Below are 6,840 nucleotides of genomic sequence, written 5' to 3'. Positions count from 1 at the left end.
GGGGCGGGGGTCGGGCAGGGTGGAGAGGGTGGCGGCGAAGGCGGCCAGGTGGGGGTGGCGGCCGAGCGGCAGGCGTTCGAGGTCGAGGCGCTGCTGCCGCCGCAGCTCCGCGGCCTCCTCCTCGTCGGTCCCCACGCCGCCGGGCTGGCAGGACACCATCGCCACGGCTCCCATGATCAGGTAGGTGGCCACCTGGTCGGCCTGCTGGAGCGTGAACCCGGCCTCGGTGAGCAACCCGATCGCCGTGTCGGTGGCCCGGAGGTATTCGGCGGCCGTGCTCCGGTCGATCGCCGGCAGCAGGGCCGACAGGTAGGGGTGCGCGCGGGCCTGCTCGACCAACGCCGTGATCATCACGCGGAGGCGCTCGTGCCAGGGCCGGTCCGGGTCCACGTCGGCGACCAGGGGCGCGAGCAGGTGGTCGGCGAGCGCGGACAGCAGCTCGTCCTTGTTCTTGACGTGCCAGTAGAGCGCCGTCGGCGCGACTCCCAGCTCGGCGGCGAGCCGGCGGATGGTCACCGCCTGGAGCCCGTCGGTGTCGGCGATCTTCATCGCCCGGTCCACGACGGCCTGGCGGGTCAGTTTCTCGGGAGCCACCCGGACAACTATACGGGGTGCGCACGACTTCTCGAACAATGTACATGTACAGTGTTCATGAACGCCGTACAGGGAGGTCGGGACCGTACCGACCGGACCAGAGCGACGAGGAGGCCCAGAGATGGGACACGACGAACGGGCCGGAGCGACGCGCCTGCACCGCTTCGACCACTGGCTGTATCGCGGCGGGCGGCCCAACCGGCTGGCACGGGCGATCAACCGGGCGTGGGCCACCGTGTTCGCGGCCGGGGTCCTGCGACCGGACCGGATGGTGACCCTGGAGGTGCCGGGCCGGCGTACCGGGCGGGTCATCTCCTTCCCGCTGGTCGTCGCGGACCACCAGGGCGAGCGCTATCTGGTGGCGATGCTCGGGCGGGGCACCAACTGGGTGCACAACGTACGCGCGGCCGGCGGGCGGGCGGTGCTGCGGCACGGGCGCAGCGAGGCGGTGCGCCTGGTCGAAGTCGATCCCGGAGCCTGCGCGCCCATCCTGCGGCGCTATCTGGCCGTCTCGCCGGGAGGCCGCACCCACGTGCCGGTGGACCCGGAGGCGCCGCCGGCGGAATTCGAGCGGATCGCCGCGGACTATCCGGTCTTCCGCATCATCCCCGATCCGCCGCCGTCCACAGCTGTGGATGACGTCGGCCGAACGCGGCCGTGACGGCCTGCCCCGGCGATCAGGCGCCGTTGCCGATCGCCGCCCGCAGGACGGCTTCGGCCTCCGACGCCACGGCCAGCAGCCGCCAGGCCGCCGGCGCCAGCCGCGTGCCCCGCGAGCCGCGCACCAGCAGCGTCACTCCCAGTCGGTCCTCCAGCCGCTGGATGCGGCGGCTCAGCGCCGGCTGGCTGACGCTCAGGACCGGCGCGGCGCGGTTCAGGCTGCCCGACCTGCTGATGACCTGGAGCAGGTGCATGTCCTCCATGTCGATCTCGAGCGAGCCGCCCGGCGCCGACAGGGGCAGCCCCTCCGTCGAGACGGGCGACAGGAGCGGGCGCTCGCCGGACAGGTACGAGGGGACCGGGAACCACGGCATCTGCACATATCGCGGGTTGCGGAGCAGCGCCTTCGCCCGGTAACCGAACCGGAGCCGGGCACGGAGCAGCCGCGCCAACCCGGTGCTCACCACGCCGGGATCCGTGACGAGCCGGTGGGCGCGGTACGCGCGCGTGGTGAGCGGCCGCAGGACGAAGCCGCCGCCCGCCGGCGGCGCCGGGGCCAGCGGTGAGGCGAGCGCCACGCCCCGGCCGTGCCCGACGAGACTGCGGACCGTCGCGGCGGAGTCGGCCCGGTGCGCCAGCCGGGGCAGGAAGCCGGCGGCCGCGCACACGCCGCGCACCAGCTCGGCCGATTCGGCCGGGCGGGCGGCGATCCAGTCGTCGGCGGCCAGGTCGGCGAGCGCCACCGCCGCCTGGCCTGCGCAGCGGTGCCCGGCCGGCAGGCACACCCACAGCGGCTCGTCGAGGACCGGCAGCACGCACGCCGTCCGGCTCGGCGTCACCTGCGCGCGGCAGGGCCGCCACACGTAGGCGGCGTCCACGGCCCGGCGCTCGAACAGCTCGACCGCCCGTACGGGGTCGGCGGTGCACAGGGCGAGCAGCATGCCGGGCGCGTGCACGGCGAGGTCGTCGGCGAAGGCGTCCCACGTCCGGCCGAAGACCGCGAGCCGCAGCTCCGGCAGCCTGTCCGCGCCGGCGACCTGGCGCAGGCCGTCGGCGAGCGCGGCCAGCAGCCGCCGCCGGGCATCGACGATCGCCCGGCCGCGGGCGGTGAGCTCGATCTGCTCGCCCCTCCTGGCCGTCAGCGCGCCGAAGCGGTCCTCCAGCCGGGCCAGGCGCCGGCCCGCCGACGCCTGGGTGAGACCGGTGGCGCGGGCCGCGCCGGCCGGCGTCCCGCCGTCCGCGATGGCCTGCATCAGGGCGAGGTCCGTGTGGTCGATCGGCATCGCGGCCATGCGAAATCCCGCGCCTCTCGTCCGTCGTCCGGGAGCTCCAGATCTGCGGCAAGGGTGACAGCGCAACCTTTATGTTGATCTTTACAATCACTTGAAATCTCTGTTCCGGCTGGTTTGATGAGTACGTCGCGATCACGGCCGAGGATGTGCTCCCTGGAGGCGCCATGGAGTTCTTCCTGCTGGGTGTCATGGGGGCGAGCGTCGAGGCCCGCGCGATCGATCTGGGGACGCGCCGGCAGCGGTACGTGCTGGCGCTGCTCTGCCTGGAGGTCAACCGGCAGGTAGGGATCGACCGGCTGATCGAGCACCTGTGGCCGCACGATCCGCCGTCCAGCTGCCGCGGGATCATCCACACGTACGTGAGCGGCCTGCGCTCGGTCTTCCGCGCATCGGGAGCCGAGCGCTACCAGGTCGCGCTGGAGCGCGGCCGGTCCGGATACCTGCTGCGCTGCGACCCGGCCAGGATCGACCTGCACCGCTTCCGCGCGCTGACCGCCGAGGCCCGCACCGGCGGCGACGACGAGCGGCGGGCGGCGCTGCTGGAGCGGGCGCTGGCCCTGTGGCGCGGCCCGGCGCTGGCCGGGGTCGGCGACGAGCAGGCGCGCGCCCGGCTCACCGGAGGGCTGGAGGAGGCCCGGCGCACCGCCGTCGAGGACCTGGCCGAGGCGCGATTACGGCTCGGCCGCCACCAGGGCGTGCTCGACGAGCTGTTCGCCCTGGCCGCGGAGTTCCCGACCCGGCCGCGCATGGTCGGGGCGCTGATGCGGGCGCTGCACCACGCCGGACGCACCGCCGAGGCGCTGGAGGTCTACCGGAACACCCGCCGGCGCATGGCCGAGGAGCTGGGCCTCGACCCGCCGGCGGAGCTGCGCGAGCTGCAGGTGGCCCTGCTCCGCGGCGACGAGAGGGCCCCGCCCGTGCCGGCGTCCCGCCCGGCCGGGACGGCGCCGCGCCAGCTGCCCGCCGACCTGACCACGTTCGTCGGCCGGGTCGCCGAGCTCGACCGGCTGCTCGGCGACGAGCGCGCGGCCGCGGTGGTGATCAGCGCGGTGGACGGCATGGCGGGGGTCGGCAAGACGGTCCTGGCCGTGCACGCCGCGCACCTGCTGGCCGCCCGCTACCCCGACGGGCAGCTCTTTCTCGACCTGCACGGGTTCACGCACGGGATGAGGCCCGTCGATCCGGCCGACGCGCTCGGCAGGATGCTGCGCGTCCTGGGCGTGCCCGACGACCAGATCCCGCCCGACGAGGAGAGCCGGGCCGCCCTGTACCGCACCCGGCTGGCCGACCGGCGCGTGCTGGTCCTGCTCGACAACGCCGCGGCCGAGGAGCAGGTCCGGCCGCTGCTGCCGGGCGCACCCGGCTGTCTGGTGCTGATCACCAGCCGGATCCGGTTCACCGGCCTGGACGACGTACGGCCGCTGTCCCTCGACGTGCTGCCCACGGCGGACGCGGTCGCCCTGTTCGCCCGGGTCACCGGCACGGACCGGCCCCGACACCTGGTGGAGGAGATCGTCGAGCTGTGCGGGCGGCTGCCGCTGGCCATCCGCACGGCCGCCGCCCGGCTGCGCTCGCGGCCGGCCTGGACCGTCGAGTACCTGGCCCGCCGCCTGCGCGGCCACCAGCAGCGGCTCGACGACCTGAGCGGCGGCGCCCGCGGCGTCAGCGTCGCCATCGACCTGTCCTACCGCCAGGTCGACGCCGCTCTGCGGCGGCTGTACCGGCTGCTCAGCCTGCACCCGGGCGCGGACATCGACGCCTACGCCGCCGCGGCCATGGCCGGGCTGTCGCTGAGCCAGGCCACCCGCGCGCTCGACGCGCTCGTGGACGCCAATCTCCTTCAGGAGCCGGTGGCCGGGCGGTTCAGGTTCCACGACCTCATCCGCGCGCACGCCGCCGACGCCTGCGCCCGCGAGGAGCCGGGAGCCGAACGGCACCGCGCCACGGCCCGCCTCCTCGACCACTACACCCAGACCGCGTCACTGGCGATGGCCGCGCTCTACCCGTACGACGCCGAGAACCGCCCCCGCCTCGCCACGCCCGACGGCCCGGCGCCGGACGTGGCCGGGCGGCGGGAGGCCACGGAGTGGCTGGCGGCCGAGCTCGGCAACCTGCTGGCCGCCCCCCACATCGACGCGGGCGGCCCGTCACCGCGCGTCGTCGAGCTGTCGGCGATCCTGCACCGCCACCTGCGCACCCGCGCCGAGTACAGCCGCGCCGCGACGCTGCACGAGCACGCCGCCCGCGCGGCCCGCACGCTCGGCGACCGCGCGGGCGAGCTGGAGGCGCTGTGGGCGCTCGGCGTCACCCGGTGGTTCCAGGGCCGCTACGCCGAGGCCGAGGAGCACCTCCAGCAGGCCCTGGAGATCGCCGACGCCATCGGGCACCGGACCGGCGCCATCAACGCCCTGCACGGGCTCGGCCACATCCACACCATGCGGGGCCGGCACGAACCGGCCGTCGACTGCTACCGCCGCGTCCTCGACCACGCGCACGCCATCGGGCACCTGGCCGGCGAGCTGGAGGCCCGCTGGGGGCTCGGCCACATCCACCGCCTGCGCGGCCAGTGGGGTCCGGCGGAGGAGTCGTTCGAGAGAGCCGTGGTGATCGCCCGCAAGCTCGGCCACCACGAGGGCGAGCTCAACTCCCTGTACGGCCTGGGCCACGTCCACCGCCTCCAGGGCCGCCACGAGCCCGCGCTCGACTGCTACCAGCAGGTCATGGACATCGCCAGGGAGAGCGGTGACCGCGTCGGCGAGCTCACCGCCCTGCGCGGCTTCGGGCACATCCGGCTCCGCCAGGGCGCCTACGCCGCGGCCGTCGAATGCTTCGAACGCGCGCTGGAGATCGCCGAGGACACGGGTCACCGCTTCAGCGAGCTGCACACCTTACGCGGCCTCGGCCACGCGCACCTCAAGCAGGGCCGCCACGAGCGGGCCGCCGCGGACTTCCGGCGCGCGCTCGACCTCGCGCTCGAGATCGGCGACGGCAACGGCCGCCTCCAGTCCCTGTACGGGCTGGCCAGGACCTGCCAGGCCGCCGGGGCGCCGGACCGGGCGCTCGACCACTACCGGGCCGCCTGCGACCTGCCCCCCGAGCCCACCAACGACCGGGTGCACGTCCTGCACGGCATGGCCGAGGCCCATCACGACCTGGGCCAGCACGAGCAGGCGCGGGCCTGCTGGCGGCAGGCGCTGGACATCCTCGACGGCCTGGGCACGACCGCGACCGAGGAGGTCACCGCCGACCTCATCCGCGACCGCCTGGCCGCGTCACCGGGGCACGGCGGGTGACGGGACCCGGCTCAGGCTCGCGTCCACGCCGATCGCCTGGCGGGCGGTGGCCGCCACCGCCATGGAGTAGCGCAGGATGGACGGCGAGTTCACCGTGCACCCGCCAGGGGCGGACTCCCCGAGGCAGAAATGCACCGGATCGTTGTCCTGGTGCAGCTTGGTGACGCCGCCGTACGTCTGCGGGTGGGTGCAGTACCCGAGCTGGCGCTCCAGGTCCGAGCACGGCAGGAACTGCGTCCACGCGTAGCGGTCCTTCTGCTCGGGTGGGATCGGGTACGGGTAGGCCGCCATGCTCAGCTCCCGGCCGGCGTCGGAGGTGAGGTCGCCGTACTTGGCCGCCTTGGCCGCGTAGATGCCGTTGAGCCGCCGCGGGATGTTCGGATTGTCGCGGTCGGGCTGCTGGAGCACCCACACGATCCGCGGGCGGGCCATGCCGGCGGACGCCGCGGCGAAGGCGATCTCGGCGACCGCCCGTTCGGCGTCCCGGTCGATCGCGTCGTAGAACGTCTGGTTGTCGGCGCGCTGCGCGGTGCACGTGCTCAGCCACCGGGGATTGCCCCAGAACTGCAGCGCCACCGCGGCGGGCCGGTAGCTCTGCACCAGCGCGCCCAGCTTGCGGTCCGGGCCGATCCAGCCGGAGACGCCGGTCAGGAAGTCGCAGATGTTCATCGCGCCGAACGCCTCGGCGCGGAACTCCGCGTCACCGGGGGCCTGCACCCACCATCCGGTCATGTTCGTCGTCTCCACCGCCAGCGAATCACCGACGTACAGGACGCGAGGCCCGGCGACGGCCGACGCCGGGGCGGGCAGCCCCCAGACGAGGACCGACACGACCACGATCAACCAACAGCGCGCACGCACGACGGCTCCTTTCCTGCCCGGCGGCGTCATGGCCTGGCGACGTCATGGTCGGCCGCCGTGCGCGGCCTGTCACGCCCGCCGGTTATGCGCGCGCCGACGGCATAAGCCAGGCCATGGGCCTTTCCCCGCCGGCATGCCAC

At 74.6% G+C, this 6,840-nt stretch carries 5 protein-coding genes; 2 read left to right on the top strand and 3 right to left on the bottom strand.

Annotated elements, in window-relative coordinates; all coding sequences use genetic code 11:
* On the bottom strand, positions 1 to 594 hold a 594-nt coding region (locus tag ETD85_RS08835), incomplete at its 3' end, for a TetR/AcrR family transcriptional regulator (protein WP_138689120.1).
* A gap of 121 nt (positions 595 to 715) precedes the next feature.
* On the opposite strand from ETD85_RS08835, the gene ETD85_RS08830 reads away from it, so the two are divergent.
* Complete coding sequence (locus tag ETD85_RS08830) at positions 716 to 1,255, top strand: nitroreductase/quinone reductase family protein (protein ID WP_138689119.1); 540 nt, start codon at positions 716 to 718, stop codon at positions 1,253 to 1,255.
* Positions 1,256 to 1,271: 16 nt separating this feature from the next.
* Here the strand turns inward: ETD85_RS08830 and ETD85_RS08825 are convergent, their stop codons facing one another.
* Complete coding sequence (locus tag ETD85_RS08825; protein ID WP_170246573.1) at positions 1,272 to 2,537, bottom strand: LysR family transcriptional regulator; 1,266 nt, start codon at positions 2,535 to 2,537, stop codon at positions 1,272 to 1,274.
* A gap of 173 nt (positions 2,538 to 2,710) precedes the next feature.
* Here ETD85_RS08825 and ETD85_RS08820 point away from each other — a divergent pair, with 173 nt between their 5' ends.
* Positions 2,711 to 5,839, top strand: coding sequence for an AfsR/SARP family transcriptional regulator (locus ETD85_RS08820; protein ID WP_138689117.1), 3,129 nt, complete (start codon positions 2,711 to 2,713; stop codon positions 5,837 to 5,839).
* Here the strand turns inward: ETD85_RS08820 and ETD85_RS08815 are convergent.
* Positions 5,819 to 6,700 (bottom strand): SGNH/GDSL hydrolase family protein, encoded by an 882-nt coding sequence (locus tag ETD85_RS08815; RefSeq protein WP_138689116.1) that lies wholly within the window; start codon positions 6,698 to 6,700, stop codon positions 5,819 to 5,821. The genes ETD85_RS08820 and ETD85_RS08815 overlap by 21 nt on opposite strands.
* Positions 6,701 to 6,840 lie beyond the last annotated feature (140 nt).

The organism is Nonomuraea zeae (assembly GCF_005889725.1).
GTDB classification, from domain to species: domain Bacteria; phylum Actinomycetota; class Actinomycetes; order Streptosporangiales; family Streptosporangiaceae; genus Nonomuraea; species Nonomuraea zeae.
This window is presented reverse-complemented; position numbering and strand designations above follow the sequence as displayed.